Source organism: Staphylococcus sp. EG-SA-2 (assembly GCF_017152085.1).
Genome location: NZ_JACYHC010000800.1, coordinates 1 through 1,333, shown reverse-complemented (window position 1 = coordinate 1,333; position 1,333 = coordinate 1). Strand labels below are relative to the sequence as shown.

At 37.2% G+C, this 1,333-nt stretch carries 2 protein-coding genes; both read left to right on the top strand.

All coding sequences use genetic code 11. From position 1 onward, the window contains the following. Window positions 1–48 precede the first annotated feature (48 nt). Window positions 49–363: a nitrite reductase small subunit NirD gene (gene nirD, locus IDG60_RS14575; protein ID WP_000448224.1), complete on the top strand. Its 315-nt coding sequence runs from the start codon at window positions 49–51 to the stop codon at window positions 361–363. Continuing rightward, window positions 354–1,331, top strand: coding sequence for a uroporphyrinogen-III C-methyltransferase (cobA, locus tag IDG60_RS14570; protein WP_000109877.1), 978 nt, complete (start codon window positions 354–356; stop codon window positions 1,329–1,331). Before nirD ends, cobA begins: the two co-directional genes overlap by 10 nt. Window positions 1,332–1,333 lie beyond the last annotated feature (2 nt).

The window sequence follows — 1,333 nt, the reverse complement described above, 5'->3', positions numbered from 1 at the left end:
AGCAATGCGCAAGCACGTAAAATTTTTGAAGTGGAGAAGGTGTAATACATGGAAACAAAAGAAAAAATTAAAGTGACAACTATAGATGAATTAACACCCCTAATTGGAAAAAAGGTTATTGTCAAAGGCAAAGAGGTAGGATTGTTTTTAACTGAAAGTGGTACAATTCACGCGATTCACAATATTTGTCCGCATAAACAAGGACCATTGTCAGAGGGAACAGTGAGTGGTGAATATGTATTCTGTCCACTTCATGATCAAAAGATTGATTTAAATACTGGGATTGTACAAGAACCTGATGAAGGTTGTGTAGATGTTTATGAGGTAGAAGTTACAGACGGGAACGTATATATATGTCTGTAGATAAATATGGCAAGGTTTACTTGATAGGTGCGGGACCAGGTAATCCGAATTATTTGACTAAAAAGGCTGAGCGTTTAATACGTGAAGCGGATGTTATACTATATGATCGATTAGTGAATCCGTTAATTTTACAATATGCGAATTTGACTACTGAAATTATCGATGTTGGTAAAAAGCCGTATGCAAAACACATTCAGCAAGAAAAAATAAATGAATGTATCGTGGAAGCAGCACGTCGATATAACAAGGTTGTGAGGCTTAAAGGTGGCGACCCAGCAATATTTGGACGAGTTCAAGAAGAAGTTGACACACTAAACAACTTTAATATTGCGTTTGAAATTGTACCTGGTGTGACATCTGCGAGTGCTGCAGTTGCTACGATGCAAACAGGATTAACGATGCGTGCTGTTGCTAAGAGTGTGACATTTTCTACAGGTCACTTTAAAGATTCAGAAGAAAATGAAGTAGATGTCAACGCTTTAGTAAATGGTGGTACGTTGGCGATATATATGGGAGTTAAACGTTTAGGGAAAATTATCGCCCAGATACAACAGTACACAGATATTGATTATCCGATAGCGATTGTCTTTCAAGCATCGTGTTTTAACGAGTTTGTTGTTAAGGGGCGTTTAAGTAATATTGTTGGGAAACTGGAGCATTACGCAATTGAGGCGAAACCAGGTATATGTATTATAGGCGAAGTAGTGGGTTATACTGAAAATGTCTCAACAACTTCTAATCCGACTCAGCAATTTTATGTAGTAAGTGGTTCTAGACATGACGCCCTTATGCTCTGTGAACATTTATATGACGAAGGTTATGGCTGTTTGCTAAACCCAAATGATACATCGAATGGCACATATCATTCGTCGCAATATGATTACTATGATGCATTTATTAAGCAGCAAGAAAATGTAACATATATTTCAACCGATCGTGCAGATGCTAATACAGTGTTATGTCACTAATT

Excerpts from the sequence above, each read along its gene's own strand:
- cobA (WP_000109877.1), top strand. The coding sequence starts at position 354 with ATGTCTGTAGATAAATATGGCAAGGTTTACTTGATAGGTGCGGGACCA.
- nirD (WP_000448224.1), top strand. The coding sequence starts at position 49 with ATGGAAACAAAAGAAAAAATTAAAGTGACAACTATAGATGAATTAACA.